Raw genomic sequence first — 17,891 nt, 5'->3', positions numbered from 1 at the left:
GATGAAAAATGATCTTCAGCTGCTGGCGTCCTACCTGGGCCGTGCATTCCTGTTTGGCGTGATGGTGACGTTGCCGCCGTTGCTGGCATGGCTGGACATCCATTGGCTGGGCAACGCGGTGGGCGAGTGGTCGCTGGTGGAGCTGACCCAGGAAGGCTTCCTTGCGGCCAGCGTGCTGGCCTTCGTGCGGTTGGCGATCGCACGCCGCGATGACCGGCGCTTCGCCCTGCTGGCGGCCGCCTTCTTTACCTGCATGTTCCTGCGCGAGATGGATGAAGCGCTGGATCTGATCGCGCATGGTCTTTGGAAGTACCCGGTGGCGCTGTTGATCGTGGGCTCGTTGGGCTGGGCAAGCCGTGACCTGCGCGCGTCGGTGTCGGGCCTGGTCCGCTTCCTTGGCTCGCGCCCCGGCACGGTGATGGTCATTGGTCTGGTGCTGCTGCTGTTCTACTCGCGCCTGATCGGCATGACCTCGCTGTGGACGGGGCTGCTCGGCGACCAGTACATCCGGGTGTTCAAGAACACCATTGAAGAGACCACCGAGCTGCTGGGCTATACCTTCATCCTGGCCGCCAGCCTTTCCTACGTGGCGCAGCGGGTAAGGGAACCGGTGGTCATCCGGCGCAACGCCGGCGATGCTGCGCCGAACGTGCCAGTTGCGACGCACATCAATCAGTCGATGTAACGCATCGATGTAACGGGCGGCGCGCACCGTATGGTGCCTGCCGCGTCTTGCCGTCCGTCTGTTGCCCATTGCCGCGTAAGGATTTTCTGATTGGCATACGCGGCAGTGTGGATTAGCATGCGCCCACTGAAGTCGACCGGGGAGCTTGCACGATGGTCCAGTACCCTCATGCATTGCGGGCCGATGGCAGGTATCAGCTGGTAGCGTTGACACATTCACCGGTCTACAACCCGGCGGACGTGATCGGCTATGCCGTGCTGACGACTGGCGGTGAGAGAATCAGTGAGGTTCTCTCGCTCGAACAGGCGCACGCCCGCTGGCGCGAACTGCTGGAACAGGACGAACCCGTCCTGGCGGAAGACGAAAGGAAAGAAACGCGTACGAGGCCACGCCGGCGTCGTCGCTAGCCGCAGCGCCCTCCGGGGCGCGTCATGGAGGATAGGGTTTGTCCACGCAGAAGATGGTTGCCACTGCTGTACTTGTTCTGCTGACCGCAATCGGGGGCTATGCCCTGGCGGGCTATCTCGCGCTTGTGTTCCTCGGCGTGGACACCAGCCATTACGCGGCGAACACCTACCTGGTGTATCTGCGGAGCATGGATCTGCCCGAGGTCGCGCCTTATCTGACCAAGATCAAGCTGGCCGGCGTGCTGGGCTTCGGCCTCCCGCTGCTGGTGCTGCTGGTCGTGCTGTTCTTCATGTTCAAGCCGAAGAAGAAGTCGATCCACGGTGACGCACGCTTTGCCACCGCCGCCGACCTGGCCAAGCACGGCATGTTCAAGAAGAGCGACAGCGGCATTGTCGTTGGCAGCTTCGGCGGCAAGCTGGTGCGCCTGGGCGGCCAGCAGTTCGTGATCCTGGCCGCACCCACCCGTTCGGGCAAGGGCGTGGGCGTGGTCATTCCGAATCTTCTGGAGTACGGCGAGTCCATCGTCGTGCTGGACATCAAGCAGGAAAACTTTGACCTCACCAGTGGTTGGCGTGCCAGCCAGGGTCATGAGGTGTTCCTGTTCAATCCCTTCGCCGAAGACAAGCGCACCCATCGCTGGAATCCGCTCAGCTACGTCTCCGACGACCAGAATTTCCGCGTCTCCGAACTGATGAGCATCGCCGCCATGCTGTACCCGGACGGCTCGGACGATCAGAAGTTCTGGATCAGCCAGGCGCGCAATGCGTTCATGGCGTTCGGTCTGTACCTGTTCGAGAACTGGGACGATGAGCGCGCCATGGGCTTCCCGGCCGGCAGCGGCACGCCCACCCTCGGTGCCATCTTCCGCCTGTCCACCGGCGACGGCACCGACCTGAAGAAATACCTGCAGTCGCTGTCCACGCAGCCGTTCCTGTCCGGCAATGCCAAGGCCGCATTCGCGAACATGCTGTCGCAGGCGGATGAGACCTTCGCGTCCATCATGGGCACCTTCAAGGAACCGCTCAACGCCTGGATCAACCCGGTGCTGGACAAGGCCACCAGTGCCAACGACTTCCTGCTGACCGATCTGCGCAAGAAGAAGATGACCGTCTACATCGGCATCCAGCCCAACAAGCTGGCCGAAAGCCGCCTCATCATCAACCTGTTCTTCAGCCAGATCATCAACCTCAACACCAAGGAACTGCCCAAGGGCAATCCGGAGTTGAAGTACCAGGTGCTGCTGCTGATGGACGAATTCACCTCCATCGGCAAGGTCGACATCATTGCCTCGGCCGTGTCCTACATGGCTGGCTACAACGTGCGCCTGCTGCCCATCATCCAGAGCATGGCCCAGCTGGATGCCACCTACGGCCGCGACGTGTCGCGCACCATCATCACCAACCACGCACTGCAGATCCTGTACGCCCCGCGCGAACAGCAGGACGCCAACGACTATTCGGAAATGCTCGGTTACACCACCGTGCGCAAGAAGAACGTCACCCATGCGCGTGAGAAGACCCACAACTTCACCGAGGAGCGCCGCGCGCTGATGCTGCCGCAGGAACTCAAGGCCATGGGCATGGACCACGAGGTGTTCCTGTACGAAGGCATTCCGCACCCGGTCAAGTGCGACAAGATCAAGTATTACAAGGACAAGTACTTCACCTCCCGCCTGTTACCCAAAACGGATGTGAAAATGCTTGAGCTGTGACGGTGTGCACGCAGCAATGTGACGCACATCTCAAAACGGGGCGGCAAATGTAAAAATTTCGTCGCGATTGACATTGACCTGACGCTGAACTGTGGCATCGTATTTGCGATCGACGTTCCAAACGTCAGTGTCTTGTTGTTGAGTACAGCGCCGGAACCAGGTGCTGAAGTAGTCAAGAGGAACATGGATGGCTTTTCTCGGAGCAGGTGTGCAGCGCAGGGGCCGAACCCGGTGTTCGGGGCGTGTGCACATCAGACGGGGCGGGGGCCCGGTCATACCGCTGAAAGGTGTTTCACGGTTGTACCGATACGCACCAACCGCACGTCGCGCCTGAAGCAGGGCTCGACGCGCCAACGCGTTTTCTGAATCTCCGAGTTAAAGCCGCTATTCCGTACGCCATAGGGAAGTCCGTATGAAGCAAGCGTTTCTGTCTAAGGGTTGCGTTGTTGCCGTGGTCACTGCCGCCGTCATGCTGGCCGGTTGTGCAACCAAGCCGGCACCGGATTTCGGTGGCCGCTGGAAGCCGGTGAATCGTTTCGCCAACACCACCCAGGAAATTCCGCTGTATTCCAGCTACGTCTATCAGGCTTCGCCGATGGACGGCACGCTCAAGGCCATGCTCGAACGTTGGGCCAAGGACTCGGGCATGACCCTGGACTACCGCCTCAGCTCCGATTACACGCTGTACGGCGCGGTTTCCACCATTACGACCACCAACCCGCAGCAGGCGATGATCGATGTCAGCGCCGCATATGCCGGGCAGGGCGTGTCGGTGTCCATCGTGGGCAACCAGATTGTGGTGCAGTCGGTTTCCGCTTCCACCGTATCGGCACCCGCTGCCGCTGCGTCCAACGGAAGCTGATCGCCTCCGGGTGCTCACGAACGCGTTGCTCCCGGCGCTGCATGCCGGGGTGCCGTGCCCATTGATCTTCCAGCAGTACGGATGAATTCCATGTTCCGAAAAAAGGACGCAGGCAACAGCCCCAAAGTGGACCAGGCCATCGCCAAGGCGGTGAGCTATGAGGTCACCGTGGCCGATCTTGCACGTCGCAGCGAACGCCGCGCGTGGTGGGTGGCCGGTGCTTCGCTGGTGATGTCGCTGGCGCTGGCCGGTGGCTACTACTACATGCTGCCGTTGAAGGAGAAGGTGCCGTTCATTGTCATGGCCGATGCCTACACCGGCACCGCTACCGTGGCGCGCCTGAACGGCACGTTTGAGGGGCAGAGCGTTACCGCCAGCGATGCCATAAACCGCAGCAACGTGGCGCAGTACGTGATGGCGCGCGAGTCCTACGACTTCGCGGTGATGGGCCTGCGTGACTGGCAGCTGGTGCATGTGATGTCGACCAAGCCGGTCAGTGATGCGGTCCGCGCGCGCTATGCGGGCAACAACCCGCAGAGCCCGATCGCGCTGTACGGCAAGGAACGCGCCATCCGCGTCAAGATTCTCAGCATCACGCCGCTGGAAGCGCAGCAGAACGGCGGCTTCCGTGGTGCATCGGTGCGCATCCAGCGCAGCATCTATGACAAGGTCAAGGCCACCACCAACTACCTGGACAACCAGCTGGTGACCCTGCGCTTCCGCTACAACAACAACCTGGCGTTGAACGAGCAGGAACGCATTCTCAACCCGCTGGGCCTGGAAGTGTTCGAGTACCGCGTGGATAACGACTATTCCCGCGGCGTGCCGGGGCCGGACGATGCAGCATTGCAGCAGCAGTCCGAGCAGGCGGCGTTCGAAGCCAACCAGGCCGCGCAGGCCGCAGCGGCTGCTGCCGCGGCGAACCCGGCCATCGACCCGGCCACCGGCCAGCCGGTCGCGGTTCCGGCGCAGGGTTACCCGCAGGGGCAGGGCGCTCCGGGGCAGCCCATGCAGGGTCAGCCGTACCCGGGCCAGCCGGCACCGCAGGGCGGTTATCCGGCGCAGCAGGCCGTGCCAGGTCAACAGATGCAGGGGCAGCCGGCCATGAGGCCGGCACAAGGTAATTCCACCGGAACTGCTGATGGAGCAAGCAACCGATGAGTCGTCGAAAGGTAAAGGGAGGCGCATTGGCCTTCGTGTCAATGCTGTCGCTGATGTTCTCCGCAGGCGTTTCGGCGCAGGCGGTCGATCACTACGAGTATGAGCAGGACCGCATCTATCCGGTTCGCACCGGCTTGGGTCTCACCACCCAGATCGAACTGAGCCCGAACGAGAAGATCCTCGACTACAGCACCGGCTTCAGCAGTGGCTGGGAGCTGACCCGTCGTGAAAACGTCTTCTATCTGAAGCCGAAGAACGTGGACGTGGACACCAACATGATGGTGCGCACGGAAACCCATTCGTACATCTTCGAACTGAAGGTCGTGGCCACTGATTGGCGTCAGCTGGAACAGGCCCGTCGTGCCGGCGTGCAGTACAAGATCGCCTTCACCTATCCGAGCGATACCGAATTCGGCATCGCCCAGACCGCCGTCGAGGAAGAGGCCAAGCCGCTGCTCAGCACCGAGCTGGCCAAGGACCGCCAGTACAACTTCGACTACTCCTACTCGACCCGCCGCCCGAAGAAGATGGGCTGGCTGATTCCGGTCAACGTGTATGACGACAGCCGTTTCACCTACGTGAAGCTGCCGAACTCGCCTGAGTACAAGACCGGTATTTTCCCGGCAGTGTTCGGTCGTGACGCGGAGTATGGTGAGGAGTACGTGGTCAACACCACCGTGGAAGGCAATACCCTCATCGTCCACGGCACTTACCCGTACCTGGTTGTCCGCCATGGCGACAACGTTGTGGGCCTGCGAAGGAACGTGAAAAAATGACCCAGCACAACACCCCGGGCAACGACCCGAACGACAACCGCGACGACGGGCAGGGCCAGTACGGCCATGAGAACGTCGATCCGTCCAACCCGTACTTCGGCAACACGCAGGCACAGGCCGCTCCCAACCTTGACGCAGCAGCACCGCAGCTGCGTTCGGCCGAAGAGCAGCGCCTGAACCGCAAGGCGCTGGCCTTCCTGGGCGGCATCCTCGTGCTGCTGGTGGCCATGGGCTTCCTGCTGTTCCGCAAGGGCACCACCGACGACGACGTCAAGAAGCGCGCCGAAACCACGCGTGCTTCGGCACCGGAAATGCCGCGCCTGGGGCCGGATGGTTCGGCCATGGTGCCGCCGGTGCCGACTGAACAGGTCGAGCCGATCCCGATGCTGCCGCCGCTGCCGCAGCAGCAACCGCAGCAGGACCGGGCGGCGCGCTATGCCGCTCTGGAAGCTGCCGCAGCACAGCAGGGTGAACGTGACATCGATCGTGGCCCGTCGCTGATGGACCGCCGCATGGGCGGTGGTGCGGGCGTGGGTGCCGGTGACGGCTCGTCCGGTTCCAGCCAGAACGACGAGTACAGCAAGATGATGATGGCCGCCATCCAGGCCAGCAACGGTGGGCCGCCGGCTCCTCCGGCCAAGACCCAGCGCGGTCCGGACGTGGAAGACGTGTCCAGTGCGACCTACATCCGCTCGCCGGATGCCCTGCTGGTGCGCGGCACGTACCTGCGCTGCATCCTGGAAACCCGCATCATCACCGACTACGCCGGCTACACGTCGTGCCTGCTGACCGAACCGGTGTACTCCATCAACGGCCGCACCCTGCTGCTGCCGAAGGGCTCCAAGATCTATGGTGCTTACGGTGGCGGCCCGGTCGGTGATCGCGTGGAAGTGATCTGGGACCGCATCACCACCCCGAACGGTATTGACGTGGCGATGTCCAGCCCGGGTATCGACGGCCTGGGTGGCGCAGGCATCCCGGGGCAGTACACCGCACACTGGGGTCGCCGCGTGGCGTCGGCGTTGATGATCAGCCTGCTGGCGGATGCCTTCAAGTACGCCGCTGCAGAGCACGGCCCGGAAACCACCACCGTGACCAACAGTGGCATGGCCGTGCAGTCGCCGTATGAAAGCGCCACCGCGCGTCAGATGGAACGTCTGGCCGGCGAAGCGCTGAGCAACCGTCCGCGCCCGACCGTGACCATCAACCAGGGCACGCGGATCAATGTGTATGTCGCCAAGGATGTCGACTTCAGCCAGGTTATTGGACGCCGTTGACGGATTGACCTGACCATGGACGCAGAAGTGGCCCCCATTGCCCAAGTCTCCAGTGATTTCCTGCGCTATCAGTACGAAGTGCTGGGAATTGCCGAGTACATGAGCTCGCCGGATGTGACGGAAATCTGTATCAACCGTCCCGGCGAGCTGTACCTGGAAACCCGGGCGGGGTGGCAGCGCGTGGAAGTGCCGACGCTCACCTTCGAGCGGGCGCGGCAGTTCTGCACGGCGGTGGTGAACGAAAGCAACACCGGTCAGCGTATTACCGACGCTGACCCGGTCGTGTCGCTGACGTTCCCCACCGGCCAGCGTGCGCAGTTCGTGATCCCGCCGGCGTGTGACGCCGGCAAGGTCTCGATCACCATCCGTCTGCCGTCCAAGCACACCAAAACGCTGACCCAGTACCACGAGGATGGTTTCTTCAACCAGATCCTGGAACAGGACGGCAGCCTGAGCGAACAGGACCGCGAACTGCTGGAGCTGCGCGCCAGCAAGCAGTACGCCGAGTTCTTCCGGCACGCGGTGAAGTACCGCAAGAACATCGTCGTTTCCGGTGCCACCGGCAGCGGCAAGACCACCTTCATGAAGGCCCTGGTCAACCACATTCCGGACAACGAGCGGCTGGTCACCATCGAGGACGCCCGCGAGCTGTTCCTCACCCAGCCCAACGTGGTCCACCTGCTGTATTCCAAGGGTGGCCAGAGCACCAGCAACGTCACTGCCAAGAGCTGCATGGAAGCCTGCCTGCGCATGAAACCCGAACGCATCATCCTCGCCGAGCTGCGTGGCGATGAGGCGTTCTACTTCATCCGTAACTGCGCGTCCGGTCACCCCGGTTCGATCACCAGCTGCCACGCCGGCAGCCCGGAGCAGACCTGGGACCAGCTGGCGTTGATGGTGAAGGCCTCCACCGAAGGCTCCGGCCTGGAGTTCGACGTGATCAAGCGCCTGCTGATGATGACCATCGACATCGTCGTGCACATCAAGGCGCACGCCGGTTCGCGTTACATCACCGGCATTGATTTCAACCCCGGCCGTGCACAGGGACAGGAGGGCTGATGCTTCCCGGAATTGAAGCCGCTGTCTGCCAGGACATGGCCGTGCCCATGGACGTGATGCAGCACGTGATCAACGTGGAGTCTTCGCGCAACCCGTTCGCCATCGGCGTGGTGGGTGGTGCCCTGGCGCGCCAGCCCAAGCAGCTGGATGAAGCGCTGGCCACCGTGCGCATGCTGGAAGAGAAAGGCTACAACTTCTCGGTCGGTCTCGCCCAGGTCAACCGCTACAACCTGGCCAAGTATGGTCTGGACTCCTACGAGAAAGCCTTCCGCCAGTGCGACAACCTGGTCGCCGGGTCGCGCATTCTGGCTGAGTGCTACAAGCGCTCCGGCGGGGATTGGGGCAAGTCGTTCAGCTGCTACTACTCCGGCAACTTCACCACCGGCTTCCGCCATGGTTACGTGCAGAAGATCTACGACTCGATCTCGCGCAGCCAGCGCGTGGCCGCGGTGGGCGGGGTCAATCCGATTGATGTGGTGCCGCGTGGCGGCGAACGTCGCAGCGTGAAGGTGGAACACCACCCGCAGTTCGATTCCCCGGCTCGCAGCCGCATCATCGCCCCGAACACCGCCACCGCCGCTGCGTACGCGCAGGCGTTGCCGGACGATCCGGCGCGCGCCTTCGTGGTGTACCCGTCAACCAAGGCCGCCGTGCGTGGCAGCCTGCTCAACACCGCCGACCAGGCATTGTCGCGTGTGGTACTGGGGGCAGTGGATGCGGCAATGCCGCAGCCCGCCGCCGCGCCGCAGCAGGTGCCCGTGCAGCAGGCCCCGATGCCGCAGCAGGTGGCACCGGTGGCGGCAAGCCAGGAAGGTCCCGTCATGCTGCGGCCGTGGAGCGAGCGCAATGCGCCGGTTCCGGCTGTTTCGGCACCCGCGCAGTACACCCCGCCGGCAACCCTGCCGTCGGGTCCACCGGTTCCCGCAGGGGATGCAGCCTTCGTTTTCTGACGAAGGCGCGGCACGGTCAAGCCCCCGATTGACCACTTCAGTAATGCAAGCCCATCAACAAGGATATCCACCCATGAAGCGATTCAATCTCGACCTCGTCAACGCCCAGCGCACCCTGAAGACCGTGCTGATGGCCACCGCCTTCGTTGGCGCGCTGTTCGCCCCGTCGGCGTTCGCCCAGGAATTCGGCGGCACCGACCAGAAGGTCTGCGGCTTCTTCGAAAGCATCAACGGCCTGCTCAGCATCGCCTCGATCGCCGTTGTCACCATCGCCGTCATCTTCGCCGGTTACCAGATCGCCTTCGCCCACAAGCGTATTGCCGACGTGGCTCCGATCCTGATCGGTGGCCTGCTGATCGGTGCCGCCGGCCAGATCGCCAGCATGCTGCTGGGCGGTGAAGGTGGCAGCAGCTCCTGCAGCCAGGGCACCGCGATGCTGAACAACGTTCTGACCTACTACGGTGCATAAGAACGTCGTTTTTCGCGGCTGCACGCGCCCGGCAATGTTTCTGGGCGTTCCCTACGTGCCGTTCTTTTTCGTCGTGGGTGGCCTGTTCCTGTTGAGCGTGTACACGAACTTCTGGTACCTGGGGTCCATTCCGGTTGCCGTGTTCATCATGCGCAACATGGCCAAACGCGATGAAATGATCTTCCGGTTGCTCGGTCTTCGCCTGCAGTTCAAGTTGAAGGCCCGCAACGTGAAAGACCACGACGGCATGTGGGTGTTCACCCCGAATCACTACCGCAAGACCCCGGCACCCAGGGATTGAGTGCCGGAATGGCCCTGGCAGCTGTTGCCCGGGCCATTCCAACCCCGCAACGCCCACCATCGGAAACTGACGCAGTCATGTTCAGCCCAGACACCTCCATTGCCGAATTCATCCCGCTGTCGTCACACGTGTCTGCCAACGTGGTCAAGACGACCGGTGGCGATTACCTGCTGACCTGGCATCTGGAAGGGCTGCCGTTCGTCGGCCGCGAAGAGTGGGAGCTGGAGCACAAGCACAATACGTTCAACCGCCTGCTGCAGACCCTGCGCGCCCCGGACTTCGTCAACGTGGCGTTCTGGGCGCACGACATCCGTCGTCGCCGCACCTTGAAGGGCAAGAGCGTCTACAAGCAGAAGTTCAACCAGGACGTGTCCGACGAATACATGGGCATGCTGGGTTCGCAGCGCATCATGCAGAACGAGCTGTACCTGACCATGATCTACCGCCCGGTGGTGGCAGGTAAGCGCTTCGTGGAAAAGTCGGCCGATACCAACAAGCTGCAGGCCGAGCAGACCCAGGCCATTGAAAAGCTGATGGAACTGGCCGGCAACGTGGAAGCGGTGATCCGCGACTACGCGCCGTACCGCTTAGGGATGTACGAAGCCAAGAACGGCATCGTGTTCTCGGAAACGTTGGAGTTCTTCGGCTACCTGATCAACCGCATTGATGAGCCCGTGCCCGTGCTCGGCGCGCCGGTGCCGGACTACCTGCCGGTCAGCAAGCACATGTTCTCGGCCAAGACCGGCGACTTCGTCATTTCCACCCCGAACGGCACCAATCATTTCGGTGCCATCCTGAACATCAAGGAGTATGCCGAGGGCACCTACCCGGGCATTCTCAACGGCCTGAAGTACCTGGACTTCGAGTACGTGGTGACGCATTCCTTCAGCCCCATGGGCCGACAGGACGCACTGAAGGTGCTCGACCGTACCAAGGGCATGATGATCTCCTCCGGCGACAAGGCCGTGAGCCAGATCATCGAGCTGGACCAGGCCATGGACCAGCTGTCGTCGGGTAACTTCGTACTCGGCGAGTACCACTACACCCTGGCGGTGTTTGGTGACAGCCAGGCCAAGCTTTCGCAGAACGTGGCCGCTACCCGCGCCGAGCTGTCCAACGCCGGTTTCGTGTCGGTGAAGGAAGACGTGGCCGTGACCTCGTCGTTCTATTCGCAGCTGCCGGGCAACTGGCGCTACCGGACCCGTCTGGCCAATCTGAGCTCGCTGAACTTCCTGGGTCTGTCGCCGCTGCACAACTTCGCCACCGGCAAGCAGCACAACAACCCGTGGGGCGACTGCGTCACCACGCTGCAGACTACCAACGGCCAGCCGTACTACTTCAACTTCCACGCCACCCACCCCTCGGAAAACTCCCTGGGTGAAAAGGCCATCGCCAACACCATGGTGATCGGTAAGTCCGGTACCGGTAAGACCGCCCTGATCAACTTCCTGCTCAGCCAGGTGCAGAAGTACGATCCGTCCCCGACCATCTTCTTCTTCGACAAGGACCGCGGTGCCGAGATTTTCGTGCGCGCCTGCGGCGGCAACTACCTGGCGCTGGAGAACGGTGCGTCCACCGGCTTCAACCCGTTCCAGTGCGAGAACAACGAAGCCAACGTGCAGTTCCTGGCCGACCTGATCAAGGTGCTGGCCGGCAAGAAGGAATACAGCGCCCGCGAGGAAGAGGATATCTACCGCGGCGTGGAAAGCATGCTGGACACCCCCATGCATCTGCGCAGCATGACCAACTTCCAGAAGAGCCTGCCCAACATGGGCGATGACGGCCTGTACGCGCGCATGCGCCGCTGGACCGCCGGCAATTCGCTGGGCTGGGTGTTCGACAACCCGGTCGACACCGTGGATCTGAGCAAGGCCAACATCATCGGCTTTGACTACACCGACATCATCGACAACCCCGAAGTGCGCGTGCCGGTCATCAACTACCTGCTGCACCGCCTGGAATCGCTGATTGACGGCCGTCCGCTGATCTACGTGATGGACGAATTCTGGAAGATCCTGGACGGCGAAGGCGGCCTGAAGGAATTCGCCAAGAACAAGCAGAAGACCATCCGTAAGCAGAACGGCCTCGGCATTTTCGCCACGCAGAGCCCGGAAGATGCGCTGAAGAGCGACATTTCGGCCGCACTGATCGAGCAGACCGCCACGCTGATCCTGCTGCCCAACCCCAACGCCAGCAAGTCCGACTACATGGAGGGCCTGAAGCTGACCGAGGCGGAGTTCCGGGTGGTGACCGCGCTGGACGAACGCTCGCGCTGCTTCCTGGTCAAGCAGGGCCACGCCTCCAGCGTGTGCCAGCTGAACCTGCGCGGCATGGACAACATTCTTTCGGTGATCTCCGCGTCCACCGACAACATCGAGATCATGCACCGCGTGCTGCAGACCGCCGCCGTGCGTAACCGGATTTCGGTGAATGAACTTACGCCGGAGCAGTGGCTGGAGGAGTTCTACAAGAATCGCAAGGGATCGGGCAAGCCGGCAGCGGCCAGCTCGGATGCGGCCTAACACAGGGTGGGGATCATGAAAGACATGACATTGGAGTACACCATGAACGACACGAATAAGCGCACTACCAAAGCCAAGGCCGCCAAGCGCACGCGTCTGCGCGCCCTGGTGGTCGCCGCCGCCCTGATGATGGGCACGCAGAACGCCTACGCCGGTTGGCCGGTGATCGACATCACCTCGATCATGGGCGAGATCCGCTCGTGGATCGACGACACCACCGAGTACGCCAAAGAGGCCGTACGCTGGGACCAGATGAAGCAGCAGATTGATGAGCTTCGCGCCATCTTTGACGCCTTCAATTACATGGTCAACCTGCCCGACGGGCAGCCCATGGTGAAGGTGGACAAGCGCTACCTGGTCAAGGAAACCTGCGGCCAGAACACCGAAGCCTTCAGTCTGAAAACCCTGCTGTCGATTGCCGGCATCGGCGACGAAGAGGACATCAAGTCCCAGCAGACCCAGATCTGCGTGAACATCCGCATGGTGCAGAACCAGAAGTACAACGACTCGGTCGACTTCCTTGAGAAGACCATCGCCGAGGCCCAGGACGCGATGTTCAAGAACTTCATGAGCCGCAAGACCAGCAACAAGCAGGGCGGCGTGCAGGCGGCGGACAGCGATACGCTGCGTCTGGGCAACGAGTTGAACATGATGGCGCAGCAGTGGGCCACGCGCATGCAATCTTACGATGCCTACATCGCGACCATGGAGCTGAACCAGAATGTGCTCGCGAAGTCTGCGCTGAAGGGCAACCCGAAGAACAAGATGCTGGGTGACCTGGTGCAGACCGCCGCGCTGAAGGGTGCGTTGAGCGTTGACGTTGACTGAGCGGGTTGATGACGCCGCGTATCTACTGCCCGTGGCATGGGAAAGTGGGAAGACCAAAGGACTATGGAAATGAAGCTCGAATCGATCGCGAATTTTGATTTATCAGGAGGCCTGCAGGACCTGCTTGGATACGCCACGCGTGTCCAGTCGATCGGCGACTTCGTATTCTTCCGGCTTATCCTGGATTACCTGCGCGAGCGCATCAATGACTTCGGTCTGGACATGATGAGCTACATGATGACCTGGGTCGGCGGCATCGCCCTGGTCGTCATGACCTTGTGGGTGCTCATCCAGGGCTATCGCATCGTGACCGGCCAGAGCCGCGATTCCATGATCGCGCTGGTGACCAACATGGCGCGCGCCGCGCTGATCGTCAGCGTGGCGACCAGCATGAGCCTGTTCGGTCGGAACATCATGGACTTCCTGACCGAGGACGTGAAGGGCGTCATTGCGACCGTTGTGACCGGAAGCAACGAAACCCCGGAGGAGCAGATCGACAAGTCGCTGGCCTGGATGCAGGTGGCGCTGTCCAGCGTGGACGCCATTCAAGTCATCAATGACCCCAGCCTCAGCAACCAGAAGTTCCAGACGCAGATGTTCATCGGCATGGGAACGGGTGGCCCTGCCGTCGTTGCGGGCTCGATGCTGCTGCTCTACCAGGTCGCCATTGCGTTGTTCGTGGGCTTTGGGCCTCTGTTCATCTTATGCCTGCTGTTTGACCAGACGAAGGCATTGTTCCAGAAGTGGTTGTTCTATGGCATAGGCACCATGTTCTCAATGGCGGTACTGGCGGCCATGGTGTCCATCGCGCTGGACATGGTGGTGCGTGTATCCATTGCGTTCTGGGCCCGCGCCGCGTTCGAGCAGTTCATCCTGAAGGGCGGTGCTTCGGAAGGCCTGACCAGCCAGGCCATGCAGCAGGGCGGCATGGGCTTGATGCTGACCACCCTGATTCTGACTGCTCCCCCAATGGCCGCACTGTTCTTCCAGGGCACGTTGGGTGCATTCTCGCCATACACGCAGATCGCAGGTTCGCCGGTTCCGGCGGCCCCGGGTCCGCAGGGTCAGCCGCCGGGTTCGTATACGCCGCCGCAGACGCATAATAGGACCGATTCTGGTAACAACGATGCTAGGGTGAACCAAGACGTCATTCCGCGCAGTTTCGGTACGAACTCTGGAAGCGTAGACAAGACCACGCATAGGGGTAATGCGGATTGATGGCTTAAGCGGCCGATTTACAAATGATTTGGAGATGGTGGTATGAGGATATTTCTGTTAGCTGTGATGGCGCTGGCATCCTCTTCAGCCTTTGCTGAAGGGCGGTGTCCGCCGGGGCAGTTTCCTGTCGGTGGCCAAGGCATGCTTGGTTGCGCGCCTATTCCGGGTGCCAGCGGTGCAGATGCCGCCACGCAGGCACCAGCGTCGCCCAAGCCCACGGGCAAGTGGGAGACGCGCTGGGGGGCTGTGGCCGACGACGCTACCAGTCGCAACCTGGCTACCGGAGTATCAACTTCTCAAAAATCAAAGCGTGCTGCGGTCGCCGCAGCAATCGACGACTGCAAGAGCGCAGGGGGCAAGTCCTGCAAGCTGCGCTTGGCTTATCACAACCAGTGTGTTGCCATAGCCGATCCTACGATGGAGTTCGTCAGGAGCCAGCCGAAAGGAAGTCTGACTTCGAACAACGTAAGCGCCGCCGAAACTATCGAGCGCGCAAAATCCAATGCCATGAAAGAGTGCGAGAAGGCAGGGTCTGGTCAGCAGTGCAGCATTGTGTATTCCGCCTGCAGCATGTCCGAGTTCAAGGCATTCTGAGTGGCTTCTGGCGGTAGTGGCTCGTCAGAAGCAGTGCTACTTGAACGGAAATTGACGTGCGGATTGCACTTCTTTTGGTGTTGAGCCTTTTCTCACTCTCGACGCACGCTGAAGGTGTGTGCCCGCCTGGTCAGTATCCCATCGGGGGACAGGGAGTAATTGGCTGTGCACCGATCCCCGGTGCTGGAGGAGGTCAGGGGCCGGCCCAACCATCGGCTCCCCAGCCCACGGGCAAGTGGGAAACACGTTGGGGTGCAATTGTGGAGGACGGTGACAACAACTCCACCGGGACGTCCGCATCTCAGAAGTCGAAGCGAGCAGCTGTGGATCTCGCAACAGATCGGTGCAGGAGCGCAGGCGGCAAATCCTGCAAGCTTCGACTGGCGTATCACAACCAGTGTGTTGCCATGGCTGATCCCACGATAGCGTTTGTCCGAAGCCTGCCACCAGGCGCCAGAACGAGGACCATGGCGAGTGCAGCAGCAACCGAAGAGCTTGCCAGACAGAATGCGATGAAAGAGTGCGAGACGGGCGGCTCCCGCCAGGAATGCAACATCATCTACTCTGAGTGCAGCATGTCCGAGTTCAAGAGTTTCTGAGCTACCCCTGCAGACCTTGTGCGAACGCCGCCGCCATCGAGTGGATGGACCGAATCAGATTGAACTGTGGGAACTTCTCAATGGTGAGAACGCTCGTTCTGCTGATGCTGGCGGCAACCTCCTGCTCTGTCTGGGCGGAGGGCCGTTGCCCGCCTGGGCAGTTCCCCGTGGGCGGCCAGGGCATGCTGGGATGCGCGCCCATTCCTGGTGCAAACGGCGGCACAGCCGCGTTCGCCCCCAGGCACGGTGCAGTGCCCAATTGCATACTCAGCATGCAGCATGTCGGAGTTCAAGAAGTTCTGACGCCTGATCAAGGCGTCGGCTTGAAGGACATCGTCCGATGTCTTCGCTTGAGTGCGTAGGAATTGTCCTATGGTGCCGGCGGCGAACGGGCGTCATCATATGCTACGGGCGGCGACTGGCCGCAGATACGCATTACAGGCAGAGGGGCATCATGGCGAAACCAGTTGGACGATGCATGGCTGCGATGGGATTGGTGCTGCTGATGCTCATGCCAGGATGTGGAGGGGATTCTGTCAGTCCCGGTGCCAGATGGCACCAGCAGGTCAAAGAGAACGAATCGCCGAAGCGGGGCATCGACTTCACCTGGACTGTGCATGATGCGCCCGGTCCGTTTGGTAAAGTCGTTGCGCGCGGGCAGTACGACGTCGTCAATTCCGGAGAGTGCGGCTATGTGCAGCCTGCCACTGGCACTCCCATGGGGATGACCACCTCAAGGGACGTGCCCTTGGAGAAGGTGTCAGATGTGGAGTTCAAGGGGCGCGTGTTTGAGGACCTTCTTCAGGACGGCAACTACTACGGTCGTGCACAGTGCCAATGGGGTTTGACCGGACTTCATGTGATCTTTCTTGCTACCGGGGCGGAAGGCGAAACGGAGTTCCAGATATTCATGGATCGTGCGTCGCTAGCTGCGGGCAAGAGTCTCAGTCTCTTTTATCCTGGAAAAGATTATCCCAGAGCGGAGACAATTGCGGGCTATCCTTCGTTCGGCGTTTCAGACGTCAATGAGTACACGCCGAAGTACCGCGAGGGTGCCTTTAGGGCCTCCGTAAAGTCTGAAGGAGAAGCTCGATGACCTTGAGTTCGTTGGATCTGGCGCATCTTTCAGATAATGCATATCTCAATCCAAATGATAGAGTTCAGGATCCGAAAGATAGAGAAGTCACTCTCGTGCTTGGGCATGGGTATCGGGTCATTGAGCAGGTAGACAACCAGGTTACAGGCTATCAAGGAACTGTTTATCAGCGGCTCGACACAGGGCAAGTGATCGTCGCCCATCGCGGAACGGAGGCGGTCGGTCACGACATTGCCACCGATCTGGCGATGCTGGCAGCGCGGACAAACGTTCAAGCGCCCGAAGCGATCGCACTGACCGCTCGAGCTATTGAGCATGCTAGAAGCGAGAGTGAACGACGTGGAACGCCCTCTGACGTCATCGTCACCGGTCACTCGCTAGGGGGTGCACTGGCCCAGGTCACCGCCCACCACTTTGACCTGAAAGGCGAGACCTTCAATGCCTACGGCGCTGCCAGCCTGTCCCGTCGTATTCCAGAGGGTGGCAGCTCGGTCATCAATCACGTCATGGCCAACGATCCGGTCAGTGCCGCTTCGCCCCACTATGGTGAGGTGCGTGTGTACGCCAAGCAGAATGAGATCGATACGCTCCGAAGGAATGGGTATGGTGAGGGGTTGACGCTGGGAAGCGTTTTCATTGCACCGGGTTCACGCGTAGCTGCTACCGCCGGTATGTCCCTGGAATCTCACAAGCTCGGCAACTTCCTCGGCCCAGATTCGGTCCTCGAGTATGCGAGCCACCGCGATCTGGCTGACTCGAACCGGGAGCTGATCCAGGATTACCGGGATGATGTGAAGCGCGCCCGTCAGCTCGTTCCGTTGGGTATGGTGAGTGGCGTAGGTCTCGCCAAGCACCTGATCGACGAATTTCGCGACCCGCTTCCCGCTGGCGAGCCCGCACGCCTCGAAGAGAAGGCACGCGAGCAGCCCGCAGCACTGCCGCCATCCGTTCCGCTAAAGCCCTTGAACGGGCCGGGCCACGTTGGCTATCCGCTGTTCATCGGAGCGCTGCAGGGCGTACATGAGCAGGACCAGCGCGCAGGACGTACCCCTGACGTGCGCAGCGAACAGCTGGCCGGTGCTTTGGCGTGCCGGATGCATGAGCTCGGCGGCAAGCGCATCGATCACGTGGTGCTGAGCAACGATGCTTCCACTGCGTTCGCGATCCAGGGCGCATTGTCCGATCCGGCGCACCTGCGTGCCTCCGTGCCCACCGTTGCCGCGATGAATACGCCGCTTGAACAAAGCGGGCGGCAGATCGAGAATCAGGCGACGGCTCAGCTGGCCCAGCAGGATCAGGTGCAGGAGCAGATTCGCGGCATGAGTCGGGGCGTGAGTTGAGCCGGTGCGGGCACCGTAACGAGAACCAGGTTGTC

At 61.4% G+C, this 17,891-nt stretch carries 18 protein-coding genes; all 18 read left to right on the top strand.

Annotation, left to right across the window (positions count from 1 at the left end; translation table 11 throughout):
* Position 1: 1 nt before the first annotated feature.
* The gene (locus PDM29_RS19690; RefSeq protein ID WP_311191713.1) at positions 2–685 is read left to right on the top strand and encodes a hypothetical protein; all 684 of its coding nucleotides are present in this window, start codon (positions 2–4) and stop codon (positions 683–685) included.
* 152 nt (positions 686–837) lie between these two features.
* Positions 838–1,092 carry a hypothetical protein gene (locus PDM29_RS19685; RefSeq protein ID WP_311191712.1) on the top strand — a complete coding sequence of 85 codons (255 nt, stop codon included), beginning with the start codon at positions 838–840 and terminating at the stop codon, positions 1,090–1,092.
* A gap of 53 nt (positions 1,093–1,145) precedes the next feature.
* Positions 1,146–2,804, top strand: a complete 1,659-nt coding sequence (locus tag PDM29_RS19680) for a type IV secretory system conjugative DNA transfer family protein (RefSeq protein ID WP_425508766.1) — start codon at positions 1,146–1,148, stop codon at positions 2,802–2,804.
* 412 nt (positions 2,805–3,216) lie between these two features.
* Positions 3,217–3,666 carry a hypothetical protein gene (locus PDM29_RS19675; RefSeq protein WP_311191710.1) on the top strand — a complete coding sequence of 150 codons (450 nt, stop codon included), beginning with the start codon at positions 3,217–3,219 and terminating at the stop codon, positions 3,664–3,666.
* 90 nt (positions 3,667–3,756) lie between these two features.
* Complete coding sequence (locus PDM29_RS19670) at positions 3,757–4,827, top strand: VirB8 family type IV secretion system protein (RefSeq protein ID WP_311191709.1); 1,071 nt, start codon at positions 3,757–3,759, stop codon at positions 4,825–4,827.
* Positions 4,824–5,603, top strand: a complete 780-nt coding sequence (locus PDM29_RS19665; RefSeq protein WP_125362319.1) for a TrbG/VirB9 family P-type conjugative transfer protein — start codon at positions 4,824–4,826, stop codon at positions 5,601–5,603. The genes PDM29_RS19670 and PDM29_RS19665 overlap by 4 nt, the downstream gene beginning before the upstream one ends.
* Positions 5,600–6,880 carry a TrbI/VirB10 family protein gene (locus PDM29_RS19660; protein ID WP_311191708.1) on the top strand — a complete coding sequence of 427 codons (1,281 nt, stop codon included), beginning with the start codon at positions 5,600–5,602 and terminating at the stop codon, positions 6,878–6,880. The genes PDM29_RS19665 and PDM29_RS19660 overlap by 4 nt, the downstream gene beginning before the upstream one ends.
* Positions 6,881–6,895: 15 nt before the next feature.
* On the top strand, positions 6,896–7,939 hold the full coding sequence (virB11, locus tag PDM29_RS19655; RefSeq protein ID WP_311191707.1) for a P-type DNA transfer ATPase VirB11: 1,044 nt from the start codon (positions 6,896–6,898) through the stop codon (positions 7,937–7,939).
* Positions 7,939–8,889, top strand: coding sequence for a lytic transglycosylase domain-containing protein (locus tag PDM29_RS19650; RefSeq protein WP_311191706.1), 951 nt, complete (start codon positions 7,939–7,941; stop codon positions 8,887–8,889). The genes virB11 and PDM29_RS19650 overlap by 1 nt, the downstream gene beginning before the upstream one ends.
* A 73-nt stretch (positions 8,890–8,962) precedes the next feature.
* Entirely contained in the window at positions 8,963–9,358 is a 396-nt protein-coding gene (locus PDM29_RS19645; protein WP_311191705.1) for a TrbC/VirB2 family protein, read from the top strand.
* Positions 9,351–9,659, top strand: coding sequence for a VirB3 family type IV secretion system protein (locus PDM29_RS19640; RefSeq protein WP_311191704.1), 309 nt, complete (start codon positions 9,351–9,353; stop codon positions 9,657–9,659). The genes PDM29_RS19645 and PDM29_RS19640 overlap by 8 nt, the downstream gene beginning before the upstream one ends.
* 77 nt (positions 9,660–9,736) lie before the next feature.
* Entirely contained in the window at positions 9,737–12,181 is a 2,445-nt protein-coding gene (locus PDM29_RS19635) for a VirB4 family type IV secretion/conjugal transfer ATPase (protein ID WP_311191703.1), read from the top strand.
* A 42-nt stretch (positions 12,182–12,223) separates the two neighbouring features.
* Complete coding sequence (locus PDM29_RS19630; protein ID WP_311191702.1) at positions 12,224–13,009, top strand: hypothetical protein; 786 nt, start codon at positions 12,224–12,226, stop codon at positions 13,007–13,009.
* Between the two features lie 69 nt (positions 13,010–13,078).
* On the top strand, positions 13,079–14,227 hold the full coding sequence (locus PDM29_RS19625; protein ID WP_311191701.1) for a TrbL/VirB6 family protein: 1,149 nt from the start codon (positions 13,079–13,081) through the stop codon (positions 14,225–14,227).
* 42 nt (positions 14,228–14,269) lie between these two features.
* Entirely contained in the window at positions 14,270–14,821 is a 552-nt protein-coding gene (locus PDM29_RS19620; protein WP_311191700.1) for a DUF4189 domain-containing protein, read from the top strand.
* Positions 14,822–14,877: 56 nt separating this feature from the next.
* Positions 14,878–15,420 carry a DUF4189 domain-containing protein gene (locus PDM29_RS21105; protein WP_425508695.1) on the top strand — a complete coding sequence of 181 codons (543 nt, stop codon included), beginning with the start codon at positions 14,878–14,880 and terminating at the stop codon, positions 15,418–15,420.
* Positions 15,421–15,898: 478 nt separating this feature from the next.
* Complete coding sequence (locus tag PDM29_RS19615; protein WP_311191699.1) at positions 15,899–16,516, top strand: hypothetical protein; 618 nt, start codon at positions 15,899–15,901, stop codon at positions 16,514–16,516.
* On the top strand, positions 16,513–17,856 hold the full coding sequence (locus PDM29_RS19610; RefSeq protein ID WP_311191698.1) for an XVIPCD domain-containing protein: 1,344 nt from the start codon (positions 16,513–16,515) through the stop codon (positions 17,854–17,856). The genes PDM29_RS19615 and PDM29_RS19610 overlap by 4 nt, the downstream gene beginning before the upstream one ends.
* Positions 17,857–17,891: the final 35 nt, after the last annotated feature.

The organism is Stenotrophomonas oahuensis (assembly GCF_031834595.1).
Lineage (GTDB): Bacteria > Pseudomonadota > Gammaproteobacteria > Xanthomonadales > Xanthomonadaceae > Stenotrophomonas > Stenotrophomonas oahuensis.
This window is presented reverse-complemented; position numbering and strand designations above follow the sequence as displayed.

What these genes read in the sequence shown, in the direction of transcription:
- PDM29_RS19690 (WP_311191713.1), top strand. Translation starts at nt 2, where the DNA reads ATGAAAAATGATCTTCAGCTGCTGGCGTCCTACCTGGGCCGTGCATTC.
- PDM29_RS19670 (WP_311191709.1), top strand. Translation starts at nt 3,757, where the DNA reads ATGTTCCGAAAAAAGGACGCAGGCAACAGCCCCAAAGTGGACCAGGCC.
- PDM29_RS19680 (WP_425508766.1), top strand. Translation starts at nt 1,146, where the DNA reads ATGGTTGCCACTGCTGTACTTGTTCTGCTGACCGCAATCGGGGGCTAT.
- PDM29_RS19625 (WP_311191701.1), top strand. Translation starts at nt 13,079, where the DNA reads ATGAAGCTCGAATCGATCGCGAATTTTGATTTATCAGGAGGCCTGCAG.
- PDM29_RS19610 (WP_311191698.1), top strand. Translation starts at nt 16,513, where the DNA reads ATGACCTTGAGTTCGTTGGATCTGGCGCATCTTTCAGATAATGCATAT.
- PDM29_RS19665 (WP_125362319.1), top strand. Translation starts at nt 4,824, where the DNA reads ATGAGTCGTCGAAAGGTAAAGGGAGGCGCATTGGCCTTCGTGTCAATG.
- PDM29_RS19615 (WP_311191699.1), top strand. Translation starts at nt 15,899, where the DNA reads ATGGCTGCGATGGGATTGGTGCTGCTGATGCTCATGCCAGGATGTGGA.
- PDM29_RS19620 (WP_311191700.1), top strand. Translation starts at nt 14,270, where the DNA reads ATGAGGATATTTCTGTTAGCTGTGATGGCGCTGGCATCCTCTTCAGCC.
- PDM29_RS19630 (WP_311191702.1), top strand. Translation starts at nt 12,224, where the DNA reads ATGAACGACACGAATAAGCGCACTACCAAAGCCAAGGCCGCCAAGCGC.
- PDM29_RS19635 (WP_311191703.1), top strand. Translation starts at nt 9,737, where the DNA reads ATGTTCAGCCCAGACACCTCCATTGCCGAATTCATCCCGCTGTCGTCA.
- virB11 (WP_311191707.1), top strand. Translation starts at nt 6,896, where the DNA reads ATGGACGCAGAAGTGGCCCCCATTGCCCAAGTCTCCAGTGATTTCCTG.
- PDM29_RS19685 (WP_311191712.1), top strand. Translation starts at nt 838, where the DNA reads ATGGTCCAGTACCCTCATGCATTGCGGGCCGATGGCAGGTATCAGCTG.
- PDM29_RS19660 (WP_311191708.1), top strand. Translation starts at nt 5,600, where the DNA reads ATGACCCAGCACAACACCCCGGGCAACGACCCGAACGACAACCGCGAC.
- PDM29_RS19645 (WP_311191705.1), top strand. Translation starts at nt 8,963, where the DNA reads ATGAAGCGATTCAATCTCGACCTCGTCAACGCCCAGCGCACCCTGAAG.
- PDM29_RS19650 (WP_311191706.1), top strand. Translation starts at nt 7,939, where the DNA reads ATGCTTCCCGGAATTGAAGCCGCTGTCTGCCAGGACATGGCCGTGCCC.
- PDM29_RS19675 (WP_311191710.1), top strand. Translation starts at nt 3,217, where the DNA reads ATGAAGCAAGCGTTTCTGTCTAAGGGTTGCGTTGTTGCCGTGGTCACT.